Genomic DNA, 25,270 nt, shown 5'->3' with positions numbered 1-25,270 from the left:
TTGAAATATATCGGCGCAACTCAGATTATATCAGCGATTTTCAAAATATATCGATTTACCGACAATAATCGCTAAAACTAGCACCTTATATAATGAGAAAAGGCTGTTCCAACATATGGACAGCCTTTTCCTCTATTTCTTTACTTTTCTAACTCGCCCTCTTATTTCTCCTCTTTTTTGTGATTTCGTATGGACATTAACATATACGTTTGCTTGAATAATTTCTTGAAGTAAATGTACAAATGATTTCCCTTGTAAAGGTCCCTCAAAATCCTCCACATTCACTACACCAGTAATACTTCCCTCGTTCAAGCTAATCCCTTGCTCCAGCGGACCATACAAATATAAAACAACAGGACCAATTTGAGTAGACTTCCCTAAATGAATTTGACACGATGTAACCTTTTCTATATTTTTTAGTATTACTCTGTAATGCAATTTCGTTAAATCATCACTAAAAATAAACTCTGCTACCCCAAAAGCTTCTGTATTTACAGGAGGCACTTCCCTCTTACCTGTTAACCTGGCAAAGAAATGTGTTGTCATAAGGCATTCTCCTTATATAAATTTCCCAGCACTACTTCTACTACTTTATGGTTTAGACATAATCATTTATGACTTTTTCAATTTTAATTACAAAGAAAAGATTCACAAAATCTTTACATTAGATTTGTTCCTTTTGCTTTACCACTTCTTGTATAATGCACATAGCAAAAACATTCTAGGAGGTTATTTTGAAAAAAAACAAACACACCTTTCACACATTATTAGAGATTTTTCTCGTCTCATTTAAATTAGGACTTACTTCATTCGGCGGTCCTGTCGCTCATCTCGGCTATTTTCACCACGAATACGTGCAAAAAAGAAAATGGATGGATGAACGAAGCTATGGAGATTTAGTAGCGCTATGTCAATTCCTTCCTGGTCCTGCCAGCAGTCAAGTCGGTATGGGGGTTGGATTATTACGGGGCGGGCTTTTAGGAGCTATTATTTCATGGATTGGATTCACTTTACCGTCTGTCCTTGTTTTAGTTTTCTTCGCCTCATTCCTTAATCAGTTCGATCTTGGGAGTGCTGGCTGGATTCATGGACTAAAACTTGTAGCAGTCGCTATTGTCGCTCACGCCATATGGGGAATGGCGCAAAAGTTAACTCCAGATCGCAACCGTGCGACGATTGCGATTGTAACTGCCGCAATCGCCTTATTATGGCCAAGTAGTTGGACGCAAGTCATCCTCATTATAATATGTGGCTTTATCGGCTGGTTTTTATATCGCAACCAACCAATTAGCCAATCTCAACATATAAAAGTACCTATTTCAAAAAAGATAGCAGTTTCTTGTCTCGTCTTATTCTTTGGACTATTACTACTGCTACCGATATTAAGACCGTTCTCTTATTACATCGCTTTATTTGATAGTTTCTATCGCTCTGGCGCACTTGTATTTGGAGGAGGACACGTCGTGCTGCCTCTTCTTGAAGGTGAGTTCGTACAAAACGGAATGATGACGAAAGAACAGTTCCTAGCTGGATACGGATTAACACAAGCAGTACCAGGACCACTATTTACATTCGCCTCTTATATAGGAGCAGTGTTAAACGGGACGCTTGGGGCAATACTCGCAACAATTGCGATTTTCCTCCCTGCTTTCTTACTCGTTATTGGTGTTTTACCATTTTGGAACAGTGTGAGAAAAATATCATTCATACAAGGCGCACTACTTGGTGTTAACGCCGCAGTTGTTGGTATTTTAATTGCCGCTTTTTACGATCCCATTTGGACGAGTACAATTATAAATACTTCAGATTTCGTTTTCGCTTCGCTTCTTTTTTGCTTACTAGCTTTTTGGAAAACACCACCTTGGGTTATCGTTATACTCGGAGCCTTTGGCGGATATATTCTGTCCATTTTATAAATAGAAAAAACGACGGCATGATGTAGCCGTCGTTTTTCTATTAGAACTTCACAAGCTCTATTCCTTCTGGCAACTCACTCTCTGTTAAAATACGCAATTCCTTCACACGATCCATTACGTAAGAAGAACGCTTCACAAGCTCTGGATCAATATAAGCTGGATGAACCATAATTTCTACCGTTTGTTCACCTTGTACTCTTTCTTTTAACTTCACAAAGTAATCTTCCGTCACACCATCCGCATAAAAGTCACTGTAAAACACATCAGAAAATGGATGCACCGCTCTATCTTCCTCACAACGACGAATCGGAACATTATATTTAGCCGCTAATCTCTCTAGAACATCATGTAAAATCGGTAAACCATGCACATGATGATGACTATCTAAATGAGTTGGTGTTAATCCGTAAGATAAAAACTTCTCAATTTGAGCAATCCATTCTCTCTCAACTTCTTCTGGATTTATATTCCCTTCCCTTACAACACTTTGTTTATGAAACGATCCGTCGCTACCTACAAGTGATGGTACGTCTCCAAGAAATGGTTCCCCTGCTGTTAATACGAGATGTACGCCTACTCCGAGTAGGTTGTACTCTTTCGCTAAGCGTACCGCATGCTCTGTTCCTGGCATATTCATCATCATTGTCGTTGAATTTACAAGTCCATTTATATGCCCATCAATAATTCCATAATTTGTACCCTCTGTAAGACCGAAATCATCTGCATTTACAATTAACTTAATCATCCTAATACCTCCTAATAGAATAAAAAAAGCGGGCTAAATAGCGCCGCTTTTACTTCTCTACCTTTTTAAAGAACTGTGGAAGATATTCTTTATGTGCTTCCAACATTTCATCTAAAATTTGTTTTGCAACTTTATCTGATGGTACAAGTGGATTGATTGTCATAGCAAGCAGCGCCTTATGATAATCCCCTGTAACAGCAGCTTCAATTGTTGTGCGCTCGAATGATTTAATTTGTTGTACTAAACCGCGAACTGGTACTGGAAGATCTCCCACTGCAATTGGTTTTGGACCTTCTTTCGTAATAATACAGTTCACTTCAACAGCAGAATCATGTGGTAAGCTTGCAATTGTTCCGTTGTTTCGTGTATTAACAGGCTGGATATCACCTTTATTATTGTAAATAGACGTAATTAAGCTACATGCTGCATCACTATAATAAGCTCCGCCACGTTTTTCTAATTGTGGTGGTTTAATATCTAAGTTCGGGTCTTTATATAACTCAAATAAATCATTTTCTAATTGTTTTACTACTTCTGCACGTGTACCTTTTTCAACAGAAGCTTCTTTCTCTTCTTCTAACATTTCACGTGTTTTGTAGTAGTAACGATGGTATGGACATGGAATTGCACGAAGTCCGCGAATAAAGTCTGGTTCCCAGTTAAGCGCTGCGATATTTTCCATCGTAATTTGCTTTTCTGGATCTGTTACAAGCTCTAACACGCGGTCCATTACACTCACGCCATCTAAATATACGTCTAGTCCGTATACCATATGATTTAAACCTGCGAAATCAACGTGAACACGACTCGCATCTACTTCCAGTAATCTTGCAAGACCCATACGAATTCCGATTGGAACGTTACATAGACCAACTACTCTTTGAATATTTGTATAACGAAGGACAGCTTCTGTTACCATACCAGCTGGATTTGCAAAGTTAATTAACCATGCATTCGGACAGAGCTCCTCCATATCTTTACAAATATCTAAAATAACAGGAATCGTTCTCAACGCTTTGAATAGACCACCAGGACCATTCGTTTCCTGACCGATTACATCATATTTTAACGGGATTGCTTCATCTTTTGCACGTGCTTCTAATAAACCAACGCGAAGTTGTGTTGTTACGAAGTCAGCATCTTTTAATGCCTCACGGCGATCAAGTGTTAAATGTACCTCGATTGGTAAACCTGATTTTTTCACCATACGTTTCGCTAAGTTACCAACGATTTCTAACTTTTCTTTTCCTGCCTCAATATCTACTAACCAAATTTCACGAACAGGAAGCTCATCATAACGCTTAATAAATCCTTCAATTAACTCTGGTGTATAACTAGATCCACCGCCGATTGTAGCAATTTTAATTCCAGTCATGCTTTATTCCCCTTTCGCTTCAAGCTTTTTATAAAGATCGATAAACTCTGCTGCTAATTCTTTCACTGTAATCGCATTCATTAAATGATCTTGTGCGTGAATTAAAAGAACACTAATCTCTGTTTTTTCTCCTCTTGCTTCTGATTGTATGAGCTCTGTTTGGAAATGATGCGCTTCATTAATCGCTTCTTTCGCCTTTACCATCGCTTCATCTGCTTCTGCCATTTTCCCCTGTTTGGCAAATTGAAGTGCCTCCATCGCAAAGCTTCGTGCGTTACCACTATTTAAAATCAATTGGAATGGAATTTGTTCTGCTGTAGTCATCATAATTACCGCCCTCTCTATAAAGTTCAACCGATTTAAATACCCCTTCAGTTTGAACATGTCTATTAAAGTATGAATTTATTAATGATAGTTTAGTGTTCATATAGATGTTTTTCATCTTTTTGAACATGATATAAAGGTAATTGTTCTCACAGGTATCGTTGTCTATGAGAACAATTACTATGTTACATAGGTAAAGAATTACTATTACCTTGTGCTGCTGCTTTTTCAGTACGAACAACTGAACGGTCACATAACACAACGAATGGATAATAAATTACCATTGCAATTACAAAGTTGAATAACTGTAGAATTGCACCAGAAATATGTCCACCTGTTACAAGATAACCACTAATAATTGGTGGTGTTGCCCATGGAATCATCACAACTGTTTTTGGTACCCACCCCATAGATATAGCTGTATAAGAAGTAATTACTAATACAATTGGTGTTATGATAAAAGGTAAGAATAAAATTGGATTTAAAATAATTGGTGTACCGAATATTACCGGTTCATTAATATTGAATGCACCTGGTCCAATTGATAGGCGCGATACACCGCGTAATTGTGCACTTTTTGCTACAAGTAATACCACTACTAAGAATGCTAATGTTGCACCAGAACCACCAAGATATACGAAAGTATCAAAGAATGGTTTTGTAACAATGTTTGGAACATCAAATGCAGATGTACCACCTTTGAATAAATTCATATTTTTCTCTAATGCCGGTAAGTATAACGGCTCAATAATACCACCAACGATATTTGGCCCATGTAAACCGAAGAACCAAAGAAGATGAACAAGGATTACAATGATAATTGCACTTGGTAATGTCCCTGCTAAACTTTGCAGTGGTGATTGAATCGTATTAAAAATAAATTCATGAACACTTGTACCAGATAATTTCACTGCTAATTGAATACCTGCAACTACTGTTAAGATAACAAATGCTGGAACTATAGCTGCGAAAGATCTTAAAACTGCTGGTGGTACTCCATCAGGCATTTTAAAAGTAATATTTCTTTGTACAAAGAAACGGAATACTTCAGTAACAAGGAGTGCCACAATAATTGCTACGAATAACCCTTGTGCACCTGTCCAAGCTAAGTTCAATCCGCCTTCTTTCGGTGTTGTTGGCGTAAGAATAATTAACGCACCAAATGAAATAATACCTGCTGACAAACCATCAACGCCGTAAGATTTTGCTAAGTTATAACTTGTTGTAAATGCTATGATTAGTGCTAGAATCGCGAAAGAACCAGTCCACATTCCACCGCCAACTTGTTTCCACGTTTCACCAAACATACCTTTCATGAAATCTTGGAAAGCTTCAGACGGAAAACCATTAATTAGTGATGCTAGTGCACCAACTAAAATAAGTGGCATAACTGCAATAAATCCGTCACGGATTGCAGCTAAGTGACGTTGCGATCCGATTTTACCAGCGACAGGAACAATATATTTCTCCATAAATGCAATAAACTTTTGCATTTCGCTTCCCCCCTAATTATTTTTTAAGTGTTAATGCGTGATCTAAAACTGCTTCCCCATTCATCATGCCGTAGTGCATTGGATTGATAACGTCGATTCCAACGTTTCTCTCGTCAGCAAGCGTTTTCATTGAAGAGAGCATGTAACGAACTTGTGGTCCTAGTAATAATACATCTGCTTGATCGATATTCGTTTTTACTGCATCCCCAGATACAGCCCAAATCTTGCCTTCTAAACCGCGAGCTTTTGCAGCCGCTTCCATTTTTGTAACTAGTAAACTTGTAGACATCCCTGCTGAGCAACATAATAAAATATTCATTTGAAAATCCCCCTTGTGTAGTATAAAAAATTTATGTTTATTTATTTTTCTTTACGCTATTTATTAATGCAATTAGCGTGCCAACTTTTTAAAACCACTAAAATCAGTGCTTTTTCGAGCATTTTCTTTGTGTGTTAACGCTTTCAATTAGTGTGTCGTCCAAAAAACACACAGTGTGTTATAAAACAACACGTTTTTAACACATAACTGTATGAAAATAGATTAGTGTTTAGTTGTCTAGTTATGTTTAATATGAAAAAACACTAAAAAAATTTTTTATCGTAGAAATCTAGTAAAAAACAACATTTTCTTGAGCTCAGTCTTCTATCTATTCTATTGTCCAAGCACACTCTACTAAATTACATAAAATAAAATAGAATAAAATAACACAATTCGAAAGGGGATTCCTATGCCAAAACATAGAAAACAAAGCAAAATAAAGATTTATAGAATAACAAGCTATAAAAAGGACAAGCGTTCTGAATTAGACTCTGATAAATTTGAACTAGAACAGCAGGACAAGCATGATACACAAGACAAACAAGATAAACAGGACAAACAGAATAAGCAAGATAAGCAAGTACAATCAGAAAATGTAATTATAGTACCTACAGATTCACACAGCTTAGATGTGTGGGATGAAATTTCTCTAAAAGAAATACAAGCTGGTGAACATACGAACCTATTTGAAGAAAAAAGTAATTATCAAAATATTAATTTAGTCCAAGTAAACGATGTTCGCTTATACTTGGACAAGCAACTACAATTTAGTTCCGTTGATGAGCAAATCTATCATGAAGCACTTGTACATCCAATTATGTCAAAAGTAATCGATCCAAAACGTGTTCTCATATTAGGTGGTGGCGATGGTCTTGCCTTACGAGAAGTTTTGAAATATGAAACTGTGCTACATGTAGACCTTGTTGATTTAGACGAGGCGATGATTAATATGGCACGTAATGTTCCAGAAATAGTATCTTTAAACAAAAATGCTTTTTTTGATAATCGCGTGAACGTGCACGTATGCGATGCAAAAGAATTTCTAAATTCACCTTCATCTTTATACGATGTAATCATTATTGATTTTCCAGACCCAGCGACAGAGTTGTTAAGTACTTTATATACAAGCGAACTATTCGCTCGTATAGCTACATTCTTAACAGAAGATGGTGCTTTCGTCTGTCAATCTAATTCACCTGCTGATGCACCTCTAGTATATTGGAGTATCGGTAATACAATTGAACACGCTGGATTAACTGTAAAAAGCTATCATACAATCGTTCCTTCTTTCGGAACTGACTGGGGATTTCATCTTGCTACTAATTCTGCACATGTACTCGATCAAATTGAACAATTATATGTAGTACCAACTCCTCGAACATTGCCTGCTCTTCTTTTTCCTTTATTTCAATTTAAAGAAGAACATCTAGAACAACGTAACCTCGCTCTTTTAAATTCAGAATCAAATCTTATCTTACATCAATGCTACAAACAGGAAATGAAGTTTTGACGATATTAATAGTAAGGAGTGCTGCCCTATGGAATACTCTACCTTTGGCAAGCATATAATAGTGGATTTATGGGGAGTGGATTTTTCCCTATTAGATGATATTCACTTTTTAGAATACCATTTAGTTAACGCTGCAGATTGCTCTGGTGCCCATGTTTTAAACGTAAGTAAAAAAGAGTTCCAGCCATATGGTGTTACTGTATTAGTGTTATTATCAGAAAGCCATCTTTCCATTCACACTTACCCGGAACAAAATTTTGCAGCTATTGACTGTTATACTTGCGGTACAACCGTTGAACCACAAATAGCGATTGATTATATCGTAAATATATTAAAACCGGAACGGATGCATATAAAAAGATTAATTCGTGGTATAGGAGAAATTGTTACTGCCGATTAATTATAACTCTTACTCATCCGAAAAAAGGAGGATTGTAAAATACCATCAGTGGGATGAACATTCCACTGATGGTACAGGCACATACATAAAATGAAATTTTAATTAGTGGGAGTTTTACTGCCCGTTAATTCGAGATAAAAAAACCTTGCATAAGCAAGGTTCATTCATCCACCGACATCTTCCTATATAACTCTACAAACTCACTCGCTAATTCTTTCACCGTAATTGCATTCATTAAATGATCTTGCGCGTGTACCATTAAAAGAGTAACTTCGGTCTTTTCGCCACCAGCTTCTTTCTGGATAAGCTCCGTTTGTACACGATGCGCCTCTTTTAATTCCTCTAGTGCTTCTTGTAATTTAGCTTCAGCTTCTGTAAACTCCCCACGCTTCGCACAATCAATTGCTTCCATTGAACAACTTCTCGCGTTTCCCCCATGCAAGATTAAATGAAAAGCTTTCGTCTCTATCGTATCCATTTTAGTTCTTTACTCCCCCTTTTCTTCCGCCAGTTTTTGTTTATCCCATATTTTTAAGAACGGTAAATAAATGAAGAATGCTAGCGCAAAGTTAACAAGTTGCAAAATAACACCTGAAATTTTCCCGCCCGATCCTAAATATCCACTAAAAAGAATAGGTGTCGTCCAAGGTACAGCGGCCCCACTCGGACGTGCGACCCATCCCCATTCCATTGCAAAGTAAGAAACAATTGTTAACACAACTGGAACTAATATAAATGGAATTAGTAAAAGTGGGTTCATCACAATCGGCATACCAAAAGTTACCATCTCATTAATATTAAATATACCAGGTGCAATTGACAATCTCCCTAAACTTTTTAATTGTTGACTTCGTGCAAATAGTAACATTCCGACAACTAGAGCAAGCGTTGCACCAGAACCGCCCATATAAATCCATAAGTCAAAAAACTGTGCCGTAATTGTATTTGGTACATCTTGCCCAGCTTGAAAAGCAACTCGGTTTTGATCCATTAAAGACAACCAAACGGGGCTCATTACACCACCAACAATAGTAGCACCATGAATTCCACACGACCAAAGAACATGAACAAGAATAACTGCTATTATTGCGCCCCAAAGACTAGCACCAAGTACACTAAGTGGTTCCTGTAAAATTTGTCCTACGATATTATGGATACTGCCAAAAGAAGTATTTTCTATAATTAAGCGTAAAATCCAAATAACTGTTACAACAATAAATCCTGGAACAAGTGCGGCAAATGAACGCGTGACAGCTGGTGGAACTGTCTCTGGCATCTTTATAATTATCTTTTTTTGTACAATAAACCGATAAAGTTCAGTAGATATAAGTGCGATAATCATTGCTACAAATAACCCTTGGCTTCCCATTAATGCTGCTGGGATAGCGCCTTCTACAAGTACACTCTCTTTTGTACTTGGTATAATATATGCAACTTGAAATGGAGTCGCAAGTAAAAACGTCACAAGCGACAATGCCCCGGATGCTAAAGCATCCACTTTATAATACTCTCCAAGCCTGTAAGCGATTCCAAAAACAGCTATTAAAGCCATTATATTAAAAGTTGCACTAACTGGATACCCTAAAGCTCTCTGCCAATTCTCACCAAACAAACCTGCCATAAACTCGTTATATCCAGGTATCGGCAGTGCACTAATAATGAGGAAAAACGATCCAATAATTAAGAAAGGCATCGTTAAAATAATTCCATCTCGAATTGCTTGCAAATGCCTCTGCTCTGCAACCTTCCCTGCTACCGGCATCACGTACTTCTCTAAAAACCGTATCATCTATCCCACTCTCCTCATGGTTTCATTGACAAAGCTGCTTGCAAGATAGCTTCTCCATTACAAAGTCCGTAATGAACGGATTGAATGACATCAACAGGTATCCCTTTATCCTTACATAATTCTTTCATTTTCGGTAATAAATAACGTACTTGCGGTCCAAGTAAAAGGACATCAGCTTTATCAATATGACTATTCACTTCAGAACCTGATACTGCCCAGATTTTTACTTCTATCCCTCTTGCCTCTGCTGCTTTCTCCATCTTTGTAACAATCAAACTGGAAGACATTCCCGCTGCACAGCAAAGCAAAATATTCATTCCGCTTCCCTCCCCCTTTTTCTAAACCTAAGTTATGGTGCATCCCTTGCCACCACTAGGTTACAAATATATATGTCTAGATTTCCTGCTGTATGCCGAGCTTAAAAACAAAAATTTCTTGGTTTTCACGCTATTCCATTTATCCGTATTCTCCTAGTAAAGAGGACTCTAACTCGCTATAATGATTCAGTATGATTTTTTTAATTGATAGGAGGATATATTTATGAAGGCATATCGCTTTCCGCTTATTTTATTATCTTCTATCCTAATTGGTGGTTTCATTGGTTATTTCATGGGTGCCGATGCAGTTGCTTTAAAGCCGCTTGGTGACATTTTCTTAAACTTAATGTTTACGATTGTTGTACCTCTAGTGTTCTTTAGCATCGCATCGTCTATTGCTAATATGGATGGATTAAAACGTTTCGGTAAAATTATGTCTAGTATGGCTGGGACTTTCTTATTTACAAGTATTTTGGCTGCTATTTTTATGATTATTGTCGTGAAAGTATTCCCGCCAGCACAAGGTGTTGTACTAGAACTAACACAACCTGACAAAGCCGGCAAAGCTGTTAGTGTTGCAGATCAAATCGTCGGTATTTTAACAGTATCTGACTTCTCGAAGTTACTATCTCGTGAAAATATGTTAGCTCTTATTTTCTTCTCTATCTTAATGGGGATTGCAACTTCAGCAGTTGGCGAAAAAGGAAAACCATTCGCTACATTCCTACAAGCTGGTGCAGAGATTTCAATGAAGGTTGTATCTTTCATTATGTACTACGCTCCAATCGGACTTGCTGCTTACTTCGCAGCATTAGTTGGTGAATTCGGACCACAACTTCTTGGAACTTACTTCCGAGCGGCAATGGTATACTATCCAGCTTCTCTAATTTATTTCTTTGTATTCTTCACATTCTATGCATACCTTGCAGGTCGCAAGCAAGGTGTACAAGTATTTTGGAAGAACATGGTCTCTCCTACAGTTACATCACTTGCAACTTGTAGTAGTGCCGCAAGTATTCCAGCGAACTTAGAAGCAACGAAGAAAATGGGTATTTCTTCAGACGTTCGTGAAACAGTTGTCCTTCTTGGTTCTACACTTCATAAAGACGGCTCTGTTTTAGGTGGCGTATTAAAAATTGCTTTCTTATTCGGTATTTTCAACATGGAATTCGAAGGACCGAAAACATTAGCAATCGCACTTGTTGTTTCTTTATTAGTAGGAACAGTAATGGGTGCTATTCCAGGCGGTGGTATGATTGGTGAAATGTTAATCGTATCTCTATACGGTTTCCCGCCAGAAGCACTGCCAATTATCGCAGCAATTAGTACAATCATTGATCCACCTGCAACGATGTTAAACGTAACAGCAGATAACGCTTGTGCGGTAATGACAGCTCGCCTTGTAGAAGGTAAGAATTGGATCAAAAACAAATTTGCTTAATAGCTAGAAAGAGGATGCTCTAAACGAGCATCCTCTTTTTGTCGTTATTTGTTGATAAGTTGATATTTCCTCTCGCCACAAATTTGTTAAAATCTTCACAAATATTCCACATCCATTATCCATTCTCCGTACTATAATCATGTATGGAAAAGGAGATGGAAATAATGACACAAAGCGCACCTGAATTTAAAGTTTTGCAAAGCATTGCATTTCTCGCTGTCGTTTTGCAAAGTTCCTTATTATATACAATGAAGCAAGGAAATGTCTTACTTGAGCAATCCCTCATTATGGGCATGCTATTTAATCTTGCAAAATTCTCAGCACCAGCATTCATATTTATCGTTGGATTTCACTTAATTCGTCACTATACGAAGCAATTAGTATATAAAGAATATATTTCTGAAAAAGCGACACACTTACTCATTCCTTATTTCTTTTGGTCTATTCTTTACTTATTAACAACAAATGATTTTATTACATTACAAGGCGGAATAAAAAGTTTATTACTCGGAACAGCCGCGCCCCATCTTTGGTACGTTATTATGATGTTCCAAATTCACTTATTGTTCCCTTTACTATGCACACTTTTTTATTGGTTTCAAAAACGAACAGAAAATAAAAAAGACATATATAAATATATGACCTTTTTCGCTTGCCTATATTTTCTATTAATGTGGTTCTCTTCTCACTATATTTTTAATGGAGAAAAATTAACAAGCTCAACAATTTTACATTATACAGATCGATCATTTCTATTCTACTCATTCTATTTCGTTATGGGTGGCATTGCCGCTGTAGCACTAAAAACTTGGCGTCTATTCGTCATGAAACATATCCCGCTTATAACAATATTATTTTTCATCTTATTTTTATTCATCAATTATGAGTTGTTTAGTTTTTACGGAGCAAACTCTATTCATTTAACTGTTTCTACCTATTTAAAACCATCTATGTTTTTATATATCGTATGCGAAATTATCATACTGTATGTGTTATCTATTATGATAGTACAGCGTCGTGGTTTCTTATATAAAACGTTACGTTTCATTGGAAATTACACGTATGGTGCTTATTTAGCTCACTTATTCTTCTTGCAACTATGCACAAAGTTTCTTTCTTTATTCACACTGCAAGAAAATACTATATTATATAGCCTATTACTATTTGTGTTAACGGCTATTATCTCTATTTCAACAATGGTCATTTGTAGCACAATACCATTTCATACTTGGATTACAGGTCCTTCTCCTACAACAAAGATGAAATGGACGAAGGTTGTATTCCGAAAAAATCATAAAAAACTATTCAAGCCATATATTTGATATAATGATACGCATATAAAAAGAAAGCGAGAGACACCTATGATTAATCAAGTTGGACAAATTATGCTATATGTAAATAACCAAGACGAAACAGTACAATTTTGGACAGAAAAAGTAGGGTTCCAAATCATTGCGGAAGAGAATAACGGAAACGGATTCCGCTGGATTGAAATTGCACCGGCGAAAGAAGCAGGAACAAGCATCGTCCTTCACGATAAAGCGTTAATCGCGAAGATGCAACCTGAACTAAACCTTAATACACCTTCACTTATGTTCTTCTCAAATGACTTAGACCGTCTATATAAAGATCTTTCTGAGAAAAATGTCACAGTTGGACAGGTTGTAGATTTACCTACTGGTAGAGCATTCAACTTTGCTGATAATGAAAATAATTACTTTGCAGTAATGGAACGTAAATAAAAAATAAGCTATCCGAAAAAATCGGATAGCTTATTTCCTGTTAAGAAACTTGTTCTACATTCGTTTCTCTATGCTGTATATGGCTCGTGATCCAAGCAATTCCACCGGCAACAACGAGATAACATAACAATATTAAAATTTGTATTTTTAATTGCGACCAATCTCCTAAAGAGATAACATCTTGTAATCCTCTAAGAGAATGAGACATTGGGAGAAACTGTCCAATTTTACTAAGAACAGCTATATTTAATTCTCCTGGGAAAGTACCTCCGCTCGTCGCTAATTGCAAGACAAGAAGCGTTACTGCTAAGAACTTTCCAACAAGACCAAATACTGTTACTAACATAAGAATAAATGTCATGAACGTAAAGGAAATCACAATACTTGATAAAACAAAGAGTGGTACACTGGCAACTTCTAATTTCATAACACCTAGCACAACTACATCTACGAGTAGCGCTTGAATAAGTCCAATTAAATATACCAATCCTAGTTTATTAATAAAATGTACCGTTCCGCTTACCTTCATATTTTGTCTACGACCAAGCGGTAAAATATTCGATGCCATAATTCCGCCAACATAAAATGCAAGCGATAAGAAATATGGTGCAATGCCTGAACCGTAGTTAGGAACGTCAGAAACTGTTGACTTCACTAACTGAACTGGCTCTGAGAACATCGTATTACGTGCATCATCATTACGAACATTCGCTATCTTCTCTGCACCCTCTCCCAATTTCGCAGAAAGTTCTTTCGCACCATCATCCAGTTTAACAAGTCCATTTGTTAATTTACTAGCACCGTTATTCAGCTCCGTTCCACCACTCGCAAGCTGGTTTACACCTTCTTGCAATGATGTAAATCCATTTCCCCACTTCGTAAATCCATCAGCCAAATTCGATGCACCATCTGCTATCTTTTGCGTTCCAGCAGTAGCTTCATTTAACTTAACTCCGAATGTATTTATGCCTTCTTCAATCTTATGTTGACCGTCAGTAAGCTTCTTCGCACCTTGTGTCAATTGTTGTTGGCTATTATTTAAAGTACTTGTTGCTTTAGCTAGTCCATTAGACGTAGCAACAATTTTTTGAAAAGCGGGATCTTGCTGCACTTCTGGATGATTTTTCACGTACTCTTCTAATTGTTGTTTTACACTATTTGCCGCATTTTCCGCTTTCGCTTGCCCTTCAGCAAGTTTTTCATTTCCATTCACCCATTCATTTGTACCAGCACTTAATTCACTAATTCCTGATTGTAACGTTTTTTCACCTTGTGCTAGTAATTCCATACCACTATGAAGTGATGTCGCTCCTTGACTCAGCTCATTTGCTCCCCCGGTTAAAGCAGATTGACTGGATGCAAGCTTGTCACTTCCTTCTTTCAATTTCGATGTCCCATTACTTAAACGATCAATACCATCCGCAAGCTGATTCGCTCCATTTTTTGCATCGGTCGTTCCTTCATGTAACTTCTCAGCACCATTACTTGCATCACTCAATCCTTGTGCCAAATCTTGAAACTTTGAAAAGACACCTTCTGTATAAGATTTCGTAATACTATTTGAGATTTTTGTTTTCATATTTTCAACAGCTGTCGTTCCAATTTGAGCTGCTACAAAGTTTTTACCTGGATTTACTTTGTACTGCAACTTTGCCGGCTCTGGTTTCTCATCCATAAGTGTACTTACCTTTTTAGAGAAATTCTCTGGAATCGTAACAACCATATAATATTTATCTTCTTTTAACCCTTCATCTGCATTTTTTTCTGATACGAAATGAAAAGCTAGTTCCTTATTCTCTTTTAAATTTTTAACAAAATCGTCTCCTGCATGAATTGTTTTTTCATCCATCACAGCACCCTTATCTAAGTTCACAACTGCAACAGGTAATTTATCTAATCTTCCGTACGGATCCCAATACCCAGCTAAAAAGAATCCTGAATAAATTAACGGAACGATTAATAAAAAAATTAAAGCGATACGTCCATGTTTATGGTGCCACATCGCTTTCCAATCTTTAAATATAAGTTGAATTCCCTTCATGAAACATACTCCTTCTCCGAATTTAACACCATTAGAATGGTTTAACAGATTTACTATACACGTCACTTTCCATACTGTATAATACATCTTTAATTATCAATTCATTCCTTTTGGTCTATAGAAAGGAGATTCGAAATGGAACTGCTCCAGTTAAAATACTTTCAGACAGTTGCACGACTAGAACATATGACAAAGGCAGCTGAAGAATTGCATATCGCGCAACCTTCACTCAGCAAAACAATCGCTAGACTCGAAAAGGATTTAGGAGTCCCTTTATTTGATCGCCAAGGCCGACAGATTACTTTAAATTCTTTCGGAAAAGTATTTTTAAAACGAGTAGAGCGTATTTTTCATGAATTAAGTGAAGGGGAACGAGAAATTAAAGATTTAGCCGAATTACAACAAAGCTCTATTACACTGGCCGTTTCTATTCCGAGAATATTACCAGAACTACTTGGCTCTTTTTTAATAGAACATCCTAACGTTCGATTTCAACAATTTCTTGCATCTACTCCTTCTATGAAACGACAACTAGATAATATAGAAATTGACTTTTGTATCTCCTCTGTGCCAATTGAAGGTGAGGAGATTGTTTGGGAACCACTTATTACAGAAGAAATTTTCTTAGTCGTCCCTTCAGGCCACCGTTTATCCGGCCGAGAAAATATCCACCTGCATGAAGTAAAAGACGAACCGTTTATTAGTATGAACACTGGCTACGGATTTCGGCACTTAACGGATGAATTTTGTAAAGAAGCTGGTTTCACTCCGCATATTGCTTTTGAAGTCGATGAACCGACCGTGATTAGCGACCTCATTAAGCAAGGTCTCGGCATCGCTTTTGTTCCAAGTTTAACTTTATTAAAAAACTCTACTTTAGCATCAAGCAAGTTGCGTATTATTGAACCCACTTGTCAGCGAACCATCGGATTAAGTTGGTCAAAAAAACGTTACTTATCAAAAACAGCTCAGCAATTCCGTGAATTTGTGATTGACTACTTCTCTAATATTAGAACGTAAAATTATATGAACAAATAAAAGGTGCCACCCTCATATGGTGGCACCTTTTATTGTTCACTCTTTTTTAATTCCATTTCAGCTAAAAGTGGTAGCACGTTATCAAAAATATGCGTATTATTATTTTCACCTGTTACATATCCACCGTAATATCTACTAAATACGTTGTCATTTCGGAATGTGGCCATATGATCATACAATTCCTTCGCAAACTTTGTATCACCTGTTTGTAGTACGTACAAAATTGTTAATCCGTACGCGGCCGGCGATTCATAATTCACAGTTTGTTTTCCCGTTTCTAAATTGTAACGACCATATAGCTTTCCATCCTCCTGGAACTTCTTCTTTATAAATTCCAAATAAGCAGCTGATGAAAGACCACCTAAACTTCGATGATATGCAACGTATGATTGGTCAATAAGATTCACTTCTTTATCGTACGTAAATGTACCATCTTCTTTATACTCTTTTGGGAATGCCCAGCCATGCCTTGGATAATCAGCTAAAAATTGAACGACTTCCTGATATTGCTGAGCAGAAACTTTGCCGTACTTCTTCATATAGGAGAATGCACGCGGATTTATGTATGATGTTGTTACAAAATTATTTTGTTTCCCTGCATCTGCATCATAATAATCAACATAATAATTATCTTTTTTATTATAACGAAGTACAGCATCACTTAATTGATCGGCAAGGTTTTTATAACGCTCTTCCTTATACATTTCATAAGCACGATATAATTGTTCTATAATACGAAGATCATCTATAAGTGCATTTGTAGCTGACTGCCTCTCTCCCTTTTCAGAGAGTTTCCATAAAACGATATGATTCTTATATATGAAATTATCTTGAATAACCTTTACTTGCTCATCAAATAACGCCTGATCATCTTTATCAAGTGTATACTGTAACCATAATCCCGCCGATTCTGATAATGCTTCACGTCCCTTAGCTTCACCCGTACCTGCCTTAGTATCTACTAAACGATACGTGGCAAGTGTTCCATTGTCATTCACCATATGTCTTAAAATAAAATTTTCTGTACGGTTTCCTTGTAAAGCTGACCAAAATACAATTCCACCTAAAGCGATTAAGAAGATAACTCCAATCCCTATATATAAACGTTTCCGCAATCTTTTCACCTCCCTAGTAAGGCTAACCTTAATTTTATCAGAACATACATAAATTTAAAAAAGACAATCTATTAGATTGTCTCCCCCATTTCTATCCCTCACAAACCTCTTTAGAAGGTTTATATAGCGATTGTACAAGTCGATCATATTCACGACGCGTAATTTCTTTATTATATAGCTTCAATAATAAATCTCTATGCTCTTTTGAAAATGCCATCTTTTTAATGACTTCAGGATACATAAAACACCCTCTCCATTTCACATAAACTTCTTGATTCCGAAAAACAGAACTTATGTTCGCATAAAAGATTATAAAAGATTCCTGAGCAAAAAACAAACAAAACATGACCAACCATTTATTTCTTTCTATTCAAAATATTACAACATTATATTATCATATTCACTTTTTAAATACATATATATTTTTGGTAGTTTTTTTGAATAAATCTTCCAATTCAATCAGAAAATAATGGCAAAAAAGAAGAGGAGTTTACATATGGATACGGTAACATTAGCAAGAGCATTTTTTGGTTCTTCATTAGCATTCCACATTATCTTTGCAACACTTGGCGTCGGACTTTCATTGATGATTTTTATAAGCGAAATACTCTATCACTGGAAGAAAGACTCCGACTATGCCATTATGGCGAAAAGATGGACAAAGGCGTTTGCTATTCTTCTCGGTGTAGCAATTCCAACTGGAACAATTGTTGGTGTGCAAATCTCACTTCTTTGGCCTGGTTTCGCCAAAATTGTTGGGCAAGTTATTTCTGTTCCCTTCCAAATTGAGATTTTCGCCTTCTTTTTGGAGGCTTTATTCATGTCGATTTACGTATATGCAGCTGATAAACTTCCTCCATTTATGAGATTAATCTCGCTATTTTTCGTCATGCTTGGTGCCACGGCATCCGCCGTACTCATTACATCAGCAAATACATGGATGAATACACCAGCAGGATTTTCAATGAATCCAGATGGATCTGTTTTTAACGTTGATCCTTGGAAAGCTTTCTTTAATCCGAGTTTTGGCACAAGTGCATTCCATGTTGTTATTACGGCTTATGCAACTGGTGCGGCTGTCATTGCTTCTATCGCTGGATTTAAATTATTGAAGAAAAATTTAAGTACACGTGAAATTGCTTATCATAAAAAAGGGCTGCTATTAGGGCTTGTCGTTACATTTATTACAGGCGCTACGATGTGGCTTTCAGGACATGAATCAGCGATTGCCTTACATAAACACTCACCTGAAAAACTTGCATCTGCTGAAGCTTTATTTGAAACGACATCACACGCACCGCTATCCATTGGCGGAGTTGTGGATCCTAATACACTTGAACTAAACTACGCACTTGAAATTCCAAACATGCTTAGCTTATTAGTGGGACTAGACCCTAGCACTGTCGTAAAAGGTTTAAAGGAATTCCCACAAGAAACATGGCCACCATTTTATACACATACACTATTCAACTTAATGGTCGGCACTGCTACATTCACCTTTGCAGTTGCAGCAATTGCACTCTTATATTGGTATTTCGTGTACCGAAAAAAGGGAACAGAACTACCGAAGTGGCTACTTTGGGGGGCTGCCGCATGCGGACCAATTATGATGCTCGGTATTGAATTCGGATGGATTTTCAGTTGTAGCGGTCGTCAACCATGGACAATTTATGGTATGCAACGTACCGTCGATGCAGCTACACGCGCCGATTTCGTCGGTCCTTTATTTATTTTGTTCATCATTTTATATATTGGACTCGCTATTTTAACAGTCTTTGTTCTACGTACATTCTTTAGAAGACATCCATTAAAGAATGATTTACAACACCAAGGAGGCGATTCTCATGCATGAGGAAAGTATTGCAATCATCATCTTATGGGCCCTTATTTTCGTATACAGTATACTAGGGTCCATCGATTTTGGTGCTGGTTTTTGGGGCATGGTATACGCAAAACATCCAACGCTCGCTGCCAAACTTGCGAATCGGTACTTATCACCCACTTGGGAAGTAACAAATACGTTTCTCGTCTTCGTCGTTGTCGCATTTCTCGGCTTCTTTCCGAAAGCGGCCTTTACCCTTGCGACAGTAATGTTCGTACCAGTTATGTTAATTTTAGTGCTCGTTGCAGTACGTAGTACATTTATGGTGTTTGCTTACTCCTTGCCGAAATATCAGTACCTTCTTCGGGTTATTTCAGGTATTACTGGTCTCTTAATTCCAGCACTATTAATTACCGTTTTACCCGTTACAGAGGGAGCCTATATTACAATGGCTGAAGGGAAAGAAGTACTCCTGTATGGAAAACTTCTTTCTAGCCCGGTTATCTATTGCTATATGCTCTTCGGAATAACGTCTGAACTATTTCTCTCCTCTCTCTTTCTTGCTGATTTTGCGAGAGAACAAAGTTCAGAAGATACGTATAGAATTTATAGAAGAAATGCCATCATCCTTGGTCCTGCAACGCTCGTTACGGCGATCATCGCCCTCGTTGTAATGGATCCTGAAACACATTGGCTTATGCAAGGATTAATAAAGCAATTCCCGTGGTTTACAGTTTCTATTGTTTTATTCGTTATCGGATACTCGTCCCTTTGGTGGACAAACAAAAAGTACAATACACTAGGATATCCTCGCATTGCCGTTTTAGCTGTCGTCGCTCAATATGCATTTGCAAGCTACGCTTACGGCGTCGCGCATTTACCTTATATTATTTATCCTGACGTAACTGTATTTACAAGCTTTACAACGACAGAAACGTTCTATGCACTGCTCATTCTATACGCAATTGGGATTGCAATTTTATTACCAGGATTTATTTTCTTCTGGAATTTATTCTTGAAGGATCGTACTTTTTTGAAGGAAAAATAATATAGTCTTGGGGTCTGTTCCAAAAGGCATTTTGGGATGGGCTCCTTTTGTCATGTTTTGTCGATAAGTCGATATATTTTAAAAATCGCTGATATATTTTGAGTTGCGCCGATATATTTCAATGATCGCTGATATATTTTCAGTTACGCCGATATATTTCAATAATCGCTGATACATTTTCAGTTACGCTGATATAAATCTCATTTACTACCTTACTGCCCAATCAATTTATAGACTCCTATCACAATAGTTATTTCACTACTAGCGACACTTGTCCTTTAGCATGAAAAACACATATTCGCTTCATCTCGTTATACGTCTAGTTCTTCTTATTTTTTGCTGAATATACTACCAATATAACCTTGAGACAAGCTACATCTATTCAAGGGAAAATAGAAAGGTAGGCAAAATATGAGCATTGAAATATGGATTACTATTATTGTATTCTTCTTAACGATGATTGTTATCTTTTGGCGGCCTCGAGGTTTAAATGAGGCGTGGCCAGCAGCAATCGGAGCTGGTATCATCATAATTACTGGACTTGTATCAAAACCAGACGTCATGGATATTATAAGTAAAATTGGCGGTGCTTCCATAACAATATTAGCGACCATCGTCATGGCAGTTATATTAGAAAGCTTCGGCTTTTTCCATTGGTCCGCAGCGAAACTAGCAAATTTAGCAAAGGGTTCTGGACGCCGCTTATACTGGTATATTCAATTATTATGTTTTCTCATGACTCTTTTATTCAATAACGACGGTAGTATTTTAATTACAACTCCAATTTTAATTCTTCTTCTAAAAAATCTTCAATTAAAACCTCATCAGCAAATTCCTTATTTATTAAGTGGTGCTTTAATCGCTACGGCATCTAGTGCACCAATTGGTGTAAGTAATATCGTAAATTTAATCGCATTAAATATCGTTAATATGACTCTTTATATGCATACTGCTATGATGTTTGTACCTGCAACATTAGGCTTATTATTTATGTCATGGCTCATGTATACAGTTTTGAAGAAAAAACTTCCGAAAAAATTACCTGTTTCTTCATATGATATTGAAGAAATTTTCTTCACGAAAAACTTCCATCCACTAAAAGGAAATAATTCTGTTGATACGAAACAAAAACGGACAAGATTCATGTTAAAAGTATTAGGTTTCGTCTTCCTTATGCGCTGTCTTCTATTCGTTGCATCCTTCTTATCCATCCCAATTGAAATCGTTGCAGTACTTGGTTCACTCGTTCTTCTCATTTGGAGATGGTACTACTTACGAACAAATCCTGTCGACATTTTGAAAAAGACACCGTGGCACATTTTAATTTTCGCCTTCTCTATGTACGTCATTATTTACGGACTCCACAACGCAGGATTAACAGCTGCACTTGTACAATGGCTCGAGCCAATTGTGAATCAGCATCTACTCTATGCTAGCTTTGCAATGGGCGGACTTGTATCCATCCTCTCTAACGTCTTCAATAACCATCCTGCCCTTATGATTGGTACAATTACATTAACAGAAATGGGACTAGATCCAGTCACATTAAAAACAATCTATCTTGCAAACATCATTGGTAGTGACATCGGTTCACTATTACTACCAATCGGTACACTAGCTTCACTCATTTGGATGTATATTCTGAAACAAAACAAAATTAAAGTAAAATGGAAAGACTATTTAAGTGTATCCCTTATCGTTATCCCGCTCACAACAGTCGTCACACTATTCCTCTTATTCTACTGGGTACATCTCTTCTTCGCCTTATAAAGTGAAACTTTAATCAGTGGGGGTTTTGTTCATCACCCACTGATTATTAGCCTTAACCAATCGGGCTTTTACGGGCAGCCCGACCCCGACCTAACTTCTTTGCTTCCACTGAATTTTGAGGTGGGGGTCTTACTGCCCACAAATAGCGGGATAAACAACAGAAGCCCCATTTGCTACCGTCTTAGCAAATGGGGCTTCTTCTATAATAAAGTTAGGTACTACAGTGTGATCAATCAAGTAAAGAGGTGTAATGTGTTATTGATATAAATGACTACCAGCTTCTTTAAATTCTTCTGCTTTCTCTTTCATTCCTTTTTCAATTGCTTCTGTCGTTTCTAAATCATTTTCTTTTGCATATTCACGGATATCATGTGAAATTCTCATACTACAAAACTTCGGTCCACACATTGAACAGAAGTGAGCTGTCTTTGCCCCTTCTGCAGGCAACGTTTCATCGTGATATTCCATCGCACGTTCAGGATCTAAAGATAAATTAAATTGATCGCGCCAACGAAATTCGAAACGTGCTTTTGAAAGTGCATCATCACGCTGATGAGCCGTTTTATGTCCTTTTGCAAGATCAGCCGCATGCGCTGCAATTTTGTACGTAATAACACCCGTGCGTACATCATCTTTATTCGGTAAACCTAAATGTTCTTTCGGCGTTACATAACAAAGCATCGCCGTTCCAAACCAACCGATCATCGCAGCTCCAATTGCCGATGTAATATGGTCATAACCTGGTGCAATATCTGTCGTTAGTGGCCCAAGTGTATAAAACGGCGCGCCCTGACAAATATCAAGCTCTTTCTCCATATTCTCTTTAATTAAGTGCATCGGTACGTGTCCAGGTCCTTCGATCATAACTTGCACATCATGTTTCCAAGCAATTTTCGTTAATTCACCAAGTGTTTCAAGCTCAGAGAATTGTGCTTCGTCATTTGCATCTGCAATCGATCCTGGACGTAATCCATCTCCAAGAGAGAACGAAACATCGTACTGCTTCATAATTTCACAAATCTCTTCAAAATGAGTATATAGGAAGTTTTCTTTATGATGGAATAAACACCACTGCGCCATAATCGAACCACCACGCGAAACGATACCTGTCGTACGCTTTGCAGTAATTGGAATGTAACGAAGTAATACACCAGCATGAATCGTAAAGTAATCCACGCCTTGCTCCGCTTGCTCAATTAACGTATCACGGTACACTTCCCACGTTAAATCTTCTGCAATTCCATTTACCTTTTCAAGCGCTTGATAAATCGGCACAGTTCCAACTGGTACAGGCGCATTACGAATAATCCACTCACGCGTCGTATGAATGTTTTTACCTGTAGATAAATCCATAATCGTATCTGCACCCCAGCGAGTAGCCCACGTCATCTTTTCTACTTCTTCTGCAATAGAAGAAGATACAGCAGAGTTTCCGATATTCGCGTTTACCTTCACATGGAAGTTACGCCCGATAATCATCGGTTCAGCTTCTGGATGATTAATATTCGCTGGTAAAATAGCGCGGCCTTCTGCGATTTCCTTACGAACAAACTCCGGCTCTACTCCTTCACGAATTGCAACGTATTCCATCTCAGACGTAATAATGCCATTACGCGCATAATGCATTTGCGTAACATTTGCACCTTGCTTCGCTCTAAGCGGCTGGCGATCCATTTGCGGGAAAACAGGTGTATGTTTCGAAGCCACTTTCACACCATCATCCTCTGGTTTCACCTCGCGCCCTTCATATGCCTCTACATCCCCGCGCTCCATGATCCAAGAATGACGCGGCGTTGGAATTCCCTTTTCCAGCTCCACTTTATACGCCGGATCCGTATAAGGACCGCTCGTATCATACACACGGACTGGAGGATTTGGGATGCCGTTCGTTTCGCTTTGTTCAATCTCACGCATCGGCACTTTCATGCCTGCGCGTGGTCCATCCACATATACTTTCTTACTCCCTGGTAAACTCGATTTCAATTCAATTTGCTCAGCTGAAACAGACTGTTTCATAACCTTTGTTGCCTCCCCTGTTCGTGACAAGGACGAGATATGGCCAGCGCATGCCAAAATAAAAAGAGCCAGGTCCATAAAAAAATAAGGACCTGGCTCATAAAAGACATCATTATGTAAAGCCGTTAACTTCCCTACGCTGGTACGAGCCAGATCAGGTCCAAAGGGTTAAGAAGATCACGCGCTTCTCTCTCAGCCTACGCATACGTTAGGCACCCCTAGTTTATCACTGATTTAATTTTCAATACTTTCCCATCATACACGATAATCTGAAAAATGCAAAGGTTATTTCTTTTTCTCTTTATGGAATCATCCACGTTAAATAATACGCTTGAACATACGTCATAATACCAACAATAATTACGAAGAACACCCTATTGTAAAAATAGTTTATGACTTAACATGGGAGTTTAAAAACATCTTCACCACAAAGAGTGTTGAGAATCTCGACCATTGTATCAAGAAAATTAAGAATACTAATATACAAGAGTTTAAGAGCTTTACGAATGGATTAGCCCGGGATATTGAAGCTGTCAGAAATGCGGTAACTTATGAGAATAATAATGGTCTTGCCGAAGGGAGCATAAACAAGTTAAAGCTTATTAAAAGAATCATGTATGGTCGATACAAATTCTCCACATTGCGGACAAAGATTCTACTTTTGGAGAGAATGAGACTTTTCAACTAACTCCGGAAAGAACCATTTTTTACTTGCCAAATACATTCATCAGTCCCGTTTGACAAAGAGCCTTTGTCTCTGCTGCATTTCGCTACAACTGCTACCTGCCATACAACCTGCAATAGAGATAGGTAACAATTTACTATACAAGGAACAAAATTGACCTGCTCCTCCATTTAGTGATTTAACTATCTTTATTATTCAGAGCTAAAACTCAAAGAAAAAGCTCTTACATTTATTTTAATATTATTTCCTTAATATGTTAATTATTTTTGTTGTCTTGTTAGTTAAAGGGGTACTTAGTACAAAAAATAACCGTAGATAGTAGCACGAACACTGTTCTTGTTATAATTATTTTTTTCAGAACGTC

General features: G+C 37.4%; 24 protein-coding genes, 1 pseudogene and 1 riboswitch. Of the genes and pseudogenes, 11 read left to right on the top strand and 14 right to left on the bottom strand.

Annotated features, from left to right (window positions below):
• Positions 1-132 precede the first annotated feature (132 nt).
• On the bottom strand, positions 133-546 hold the full coding sequence (exsM, locus tag MRP26_RS13375; protein ID WP_000207046.1) for an exosporium regulatory protein ExsM: 414 nt from the start codon (positions 544-546) through the stop codon (positions 133-135).
• Between the two features lie 188 nt (positions 547-734).
• Here exsM and MRP26_RS13370 point away from each other — a divergent pair, with 188 nt between their 5' ends.
• The gene (locus MRP26_RS13370; protein WP_065229566.1) at positions 735-1,916 is read left to right on the top strand and encodes a chromate transporter; all 1,182 of its coding nucleotides are present in this window, start codon (positions 735-737) and stop codon (positions 1,914-1,916) included.
• Positions 1,917-1,956: 40 nt separating this feature from the next.
• Here the strand turns inward: MRP26_RS13370 and chbG are convergent, their stop codons facing one another.
• From chbG to MRP26_RS13345, 5 genes are all read right to left on the bottom strand, one after another.
• Positions 1,957-2,661, bottom strand: coding sequence for a chitin disaccharide deacetylase (chbG, locus tag MRP26_RS13365; protein WP_078400879.1), 705 nt, complete (start codon positions 2,659-2,661; stop codon positions 1,957-1,959).
• Positions 2,662-2,710: 49 nt separating this feature from the next.
• Positions 2,711-4,036 (bottom strand): 6-phospho-beta-glucosidase, encoded by a 1,326-nt coding sequence (gene celF, locus MRP26_RS13360; protein WP_000145762.1) that lies wholly within the window; start codon positions 4,034-4,036, stop codon positions 2,711-2,713.
• Between the two features lie 3 nt (positions 4,037-4,039).
• Complete coding sequence (locus MRP26_RS13355) at positions 4,040-4,363, bottom strand: PTS lactose/cellobiose transporter subunit IIA (protein ID WP_000989050.1); 324 nt, start codon at positions 4,361-4,363, stop codon at positions 4,040-4,042.
• A gap of 182 nt (positions 4,364-4,545) precedes the next feature.
• Positions 4,546-5,853 carry a PTS cellobiose transporter subunit IIC gene (gene celB / locus MRP26_RS13350; RefSeq protein WP_078400880.1) on the bottom strand — a complete coding sequence of 436 codons (1,308 nt, stop codon included), beginning with the start codon at positions 5,851-5,853 and terminating at the stop codon, positions 4,546-4,548.
• A gap of 16 nt (positions 5,854-5,869) precedes the next feature.
• Positions 5,870-6,172, bottom strand: a complete 303-nt coding sequence (locus MRP26_RS13345) for a PTS sugar transporter subunit IIB (protein ID WP_001023569.1) — start codon at positions 6,170-6,172, stop codon at positions 5,870-5,872.
• A gap of 409 nt (positions 6,173-6,581) precedes the next feature.
• Between MRP26_RS13345 and MRP26_RS13340 the strand changes: the two genes are divergently transcribed.
• Positions 6,582-7,682 carry a polyamine aminopropyltransferase gene (locus MRP26_RS13340; RefSeq protein ID WP_078400881.1) on the top strand — a complete coding sequence of 367 codons (1,101 nt, stop codon included), beginning with the start codon at positions 6,582-6,584 and terminating at the stop codon, positions 7,680-7,682.
• A 28-nt stretch (positions 7,683-7,710) separates the two neighbouring features.
• Complete coding sequence (speD, locus tag MRP26_RS13335) at positions 7,711-8,082, top strand: adenosylmethionine decarboxylase (RefSeq protein WP_000456814.1); 372 nt, start codon at positions 7,711-7,713, stop codon at positions 8,080-8,082.
• Positions 8,083-8,242: 160 nt separating this feature from the next.
• Here the strand turns inward: speD and MRP26_RS13330 are convergent, their stop codons facing one another.
• Genes MRP26_RS13330 through MRP26_RS13320 form a run of 3 tightly spaced genes read right to left on the bottom strand, consistent with a single transcriptional unit; the run spans position 8,243 to position 10,188 of the window.
• Positions 8,243-8,560: a PTS sugar transporter subunit IIA gene (locus tag MRP26_RS13330; protein ID WP_000379645.1), complete on the bottom strand. Its 318-nt coding sequence runs from the start codon at positions 8,558-8,560 to the stop codon at positions 8,243-8,245.
• A 9-nt stretch (positions 8,561-8,569) separates the two neighbouring features.
• Positions 8,570-9,871, bottom strand: coding sequence for a PTS cellobiose transporter subunit IIC (gene celB, locus MRP26_RS13325; RefSeq protein WP_000617789.1), 1,302 nt, complete (start codon positions 9,869-9,871; stop codon positions 8,570-8,572).
• 14 nt (positions 9,872-9,885) lie between these two features.
• Positions 9,886-10,188 (bottom strand): PTS sugar transporter subunit IIB, encoded by a 303-nt coding sequence (locus MRP26_RS13320; RefSeq protein WP_001023543.1) that lies wholly within the window; start codon positions 10,186-10,188, stop codon positions 9,886-9,888.
• 223 nt (positions 10,189-10,411) lie between these two features.
• Between MRP26_RS13320 and MRP26_RS13315 the strand changes: the two genes are divergently transcribed.
• The 3 genes from MRP26_RS13315 (at position 10,412) to MRP26_RS13305 (ending at position 13,371) form a co-directional block, all read left to right on the top strand.
• Entirely contained in the window at positions 10,412-11,629 is a 1,218-nt protein-coding gene (locus MRP26_RS13315; protein ID WP_000649376.1) for a dicarboxylate/amino acid:cation symporter, read from the top strand.
• 164 nt (positions 11,630-11,793) lie between these two features.
• Positions 11,794-12,951, top strand: coding sequence for an acyltransferase (locus MRP26_RS13310; RefSeq protein ID WP_078400882.1), 1,158 nt, complete (start codon positions 11,794-11,796; stop codon positions 12,949-12,951).
• Between the two features lie 39 nt (positions 12,952-12,990).
• Positions 12,991-13,371, top strand: coding sequence for a VOC family protein (locus MRP26_RS13305; protein ID WP_000610162.1), 381 nt, complete (start codon positions 12,991-12,993; stop codon positions 13,369-13,371).
• Between the two features lie 40 nt (positions 13,372-13,411).
• Here MRP26_RS13305 and MRP26_RS13300 read toward each other — a convergent pair whose 3' ends face one another.
• Positions 13,412-15,412, bottom strand: coding sequence for a YhgE/Pip domain-containing protein (locus MRP26_RS13300; RefSeq protein ID WP_078400883.1), 2,001 nt, complete (start codon positions 15,410-15,412; stop codon positions 13,412-13,414).
• Between the two features lie 135 nt (positions 15,413-15,547).
• Between MRP26_RS13300 and MRP26_RS13295 the strand changes: the two genes are divergently transcribed.
• Positions 15,548-16,432, top strand: a complete 885-nt coding sequence (locus MRP26_RS13295; protein WP_000421923.1) for a LysR family transcriptional regulator — start codon at positions 15,548-15,550, stop codon at positions 16,430-16,432.
• A 47-nt stretch (positions 16,433-16,479) separates the two neighbouring features.
• On the opposite strand, the gene MRP26_RS13290 is transcribed toward MRP26_RS13295, so the two are convergent.
• Both MRP26_RS13290 and MRP26_RS13285 read right to left on the bottom strand, forming a co-directional pair.
• On the bottom strand, positions 16,480-17,565 hold the full coding sequence (locus MRP26_RS13290) for a hypothetical protein (RefSeq protein WP_001231662.1): 1,086 nt from the start codon (positions 17,563-17,565) through the stop codon (positions 16,480-16,482).
• A 91-nt stretch (positions 17,566-17,656) separates the two neighbouring features.
• On the bottom strand, positions 17,657-17,806 hold the full coding sequence (locus MRP26_RS13285) for a hypothetical protein (protein ID WP_000283179.1): 150 nt from the start codon (positions 17,804-17,806) through the stop codon (positions 17,657-17,659).
• A gap of 255 nt (positions 17,807-18,061) precedes the next feature.
• On the opposite strand from MRP26_RS13285, the gene cydA reads away from it, so the two are divergent.
• The 3 genes from cydA (at position 18,062) to MRP26_RS13270 (ending at position 22,205) form a co-directional block, all read left to right on the top strand.
• The gene (cydA, locus tag MRP26_RS13280; RefSeq protein WP_078400884.1) at positions 18,062-19,417 is read left to right on the top strand and encodes a cytochrome ubiquinol oxidase subunit I; all 1,356 of its coding nucleotides are present in this window, start codon (positions 18,062-18,064) and stop codon (positions 19,415-19,417) included.
• Positions 19,410-20,435, top strand: coding sequence for a cytochrome d ubiquinol oxidase subunit II (locus MRP26_RS13275; RefSeq protein WP_078400885.1), 1,026 nt, complete (start codon positions 19,410-19,412; stop codon positions 20,433-20,435). Before cydA ends, MRP26_RS13275 begins: the two co-directional genes overlap by 8 nt.
• Before the next feature lie 411 nt (positions 20,436-20,846).
• Entirely contained in the window at positions 20,847-22,205 is a 1,359-nt protein-coding gene (locus MRP26_RS13270; RefSeq protein WP_000021123.1) for an arsenic transporter, read from the top strand.
• A gap of 255 nt (positions 22,206-22,460) precedes the next feature.
• On the opposite strand, the gene thiC is transcribed toward MRP26_RS13270, so the two are convergent.
• Both thiC and MRP26_RS31060 read right to left on the bottom strand, forming a co-directional pair.
• A complete protein-coding gene (thiC, locus tag MRP26_RS13265; protein ID WP_000814450.1) occupies positions 22,461-24,221 on the bottom strand; it encodes a phosphomethylpyrimidine synthase ThiC in 1,761 nt (586 codons plus the stop codon).
• A 114-nt stretch (positions 24,222-24,335) separates the two neighbouring features.
• A riboswitch (TPP riboswitch) is annotated at positions 24,336-24,451 on the bottom strand.
• A 71-nt stretch (positions 24,452-24,522) separates the two neighbouring features.
• Positions 24,523-24,594: pseudogene (locus MRP26_RS31060) on the bottom strand (L-lactate permease); the annotation flags it as partial.
• A 3-nt stretch (positions 24,595-24,597) separates the two neighbouring features.
• Here MRP26_RS31060 and MRP26_RS13260 point away from each other — a divergent pair.
• A complete protein-coding gene (locus MRP26_RS13260) occupies positions 24,598-24,909 on the top strand; it encodes a transposase (protein WP_078400889.1) in 312 nt (103 codons plus the stop codon).
• Positions 24,910-25,270 lie beyond the last annotated feature (361 nt).

This window comes from Bacillus sp. CCB-MMP212, assembly GCF_022748145.1.
Taxonomy (GTDB): Bacteria; Bacillota; Bacilli; order Bacillales; family Bacillaceae_G; genus Bacillus_A; species Bacillus_A cereus.
Note: the sequence above shows the minus strand (reverse complement) of the source record. Positions and strands in the feature narration are given on the sequence as shown.

What these genes read in the sequence shown, in the direction of transcription:
- MRP26_RS13295 (WP_000421923.1), top strand. Translation starts at nt 15,548, where the DNA reads ATGGAACTGCTCCAGTTAAAATACTTTCAGACAGTTGCACGACTAGAA.
- MRP26_RS13330 (WP_000379645.1), bottom strand. Translation starts at nt 8,560, where the DNA reads ATGGATACGATAGAGACGAAAGCTTTTCATTTAATCTTGCATGGGGGA.
- MRP26_RS13275 (WP_078400885.1), top strand. Translation starts at nt 19,410, where the DNA reads ATGCATGAGGAAAGTATTGCAATCATCATCTTATGGGCCCTTATTTTC.
- MRP26_RS13285 (WP_000283179.1), bottom strand. Translation starts at nt 17,806, where the DNA reads ATGTATCCTGAAGTCATTAAAAAGATGGCATTTTCAAAAGAGCATAGA.
- MRP26_RS13340 (WP_078400881.1), top strand. Translation starts at nt 6,582, where the DNA reads ATGCCAAAACATAGAAAACAAAGCAAAATAAAGATTTATAGAATAACA.
- celB (WP_000617789.1), bottom strand. Translation starts at nt 9,871, where the DNA reads ATGATACGGTTTTTAGAGAAGTACGTGATGCCGGTAGCAGGGAAGGTT.
- chbG (WP_078400879.1), bottom strand. Translation starts at nt 2,661, where the DNA reads ATGATTAAGTTAATTGTAAATGCAGATGATTTCGGTCTTACAGAGGGT.
- MRP26_RS13355 (WP_000989050.1), bottom strand. Translation starts at nt 4,363, where the DNA reads ATGATGACTACAGCAGAACAAATTCCATTCCAATTGATTTTAAATAGT.
- speD (WP_000456814.1), top strand. Translation starts at nt 7,711, where the DNA reads ATGGAATACTCTACCTTTGGCAAGCATATAATAGTGGATTTATGGGGA.
- MRP26_RS13270 (WP_000021123.1), top strand. Translation starts at nt 20,847, where the DNA reads ATGAGCATTGAAATATGGATTACTATTATTGTATTCTTCTTAACGATG.
- celB (WP_078400880.1), bottom strand. Translation starts at nt 5,853, where the DNA reads ATGCAAAAGTTTATTGCATTTATGGAGAAATATATTGTTCCTGTCGCT.
- MRP26_RS13305 (WP_000610162.1), top strand. Translation starts at nt 12,991, where the DNA reads ATGATTAATCAAGTTGGACAAATTATGCTATATGTAAATAACCAAGAC.
- cydA (WP_078400884.1), top strand. Translation starts at nt 18,062, where the DNA reads ATGGATACGGTAACATTAGCAAGAGCATTTTTTGGTTCTTCATTAGCA.
- MRP26_RS13300 (WP_078400883.1), bottom strand. Translation starts at nt 15,412, where the DNA reads ATGAAGGGAATTCAACTTATATTTAAAGATTGGAAAGCGATGTGGCAC.
- MRP26_RS13310 (WP_078400882.1), top strand. Translation starts at nt 11,794, where the DNA reads ATGACACAAAGCGCACCTGAATTTAAAGTTTTGCAAAGCATTGCATTT.
- MRP26_RS13345 (WP_001023569.1), bottom strand. Translation starts at nt 6,172, where the DNA reads ATGAATATTTTATTATGTTGCTCAGCAGGGATGTCTACAAGTTTACTA.
- celF (WP_000145762.1), bottom strand. Translation starts at nt 4,036, where the DNA reads ATGACTGGAATTAAAATTGCTACAATCGGCGGTGGATCTAGTTATACA.
- MRP26_RS13315 (WP_000649376.1), top strand. Translation starts at nt 10,412, where the DNA reads ATGAAGGCATATCGCTTTCCGCTTATTTTATTATCTTCTATCCTAATT.
- exsM (WP_000207046.1), bottom strand. Translation starts at nt 546, where the DNA reads ATGACAACACATTTCTTTGCCAGGTTAACAGGTAAGAGGGAAGTGCCT.
- thiC (WP_000814450.1), bottom strand. Translation starts at nt 24,221, where the DNA reads ATGAAACAGTCTGTTTCAGCTGAGCAAATTGAATTGAAATCGAGTTTA.
- MRP26_RS13320 (WP_001023543.1), bottom strand. Translation starts at nt 10,188, where the DNA reads ATGAATATTTTGCTTTGCTGTGCAGCGGGAATGTCTTCCAGTTTGATT.